The organism is Streptococcus sp. HMSC078H03, assembly GCF_001808655.1.
In the GTDB taxonomy this organism is placed as follows: Bacteria; Bacillota; Bacilli; order Lactobacillales; family Streptococcaceae; genus Streptococcus; species Streptococcus salivarius_G.
This window is the reverse complement of sequence record NZ_KV794083.1, coordinates 1-278: the sequence shown is the minus strand read 5'-3', so window position 1 is coordinate 278 and position 278 is coordinate 1. Positions and strand designations below refer to the sequence as shown.

At 39.6% G+C, this 278-nt stretch carries 1 pseudogene; it reads left to right on the top strand.

Annotated features, from left to right (window positions below):
- Positions 1 to 265 (top strand): annotated as a pseudogene (locus tag HMPREF2607_RS10460) (cell wall protein); the annotation flags it as partial.
- Positions 266 to 278: the final 13 nt, after the last annotated feature.

Here is a 278-nt window from a genome sequence, read left to right as displayed (position 1 = left end):
TGATGTACTCAACGATGCTGATTGGCTTGCTGATTCTGATACAGATACTGACTCAGATGCACTTGCTGATTCTGATACAGATGTTGAAGCTGATGTGCTTGCTGATTCTGATACAGATGCTGAATCGCTCAATGAAGCTGATGCTGACTCAGATGACGAAGTTGATTCTGATTCAGAGTTATTTGTAACGATTGAAATTGATTCTGAAATAGAAGCTGAAACAGAGATAGATTCAGAAGTTGAAGTACTCAACGATGCTGATTGACTTGCTGATACTG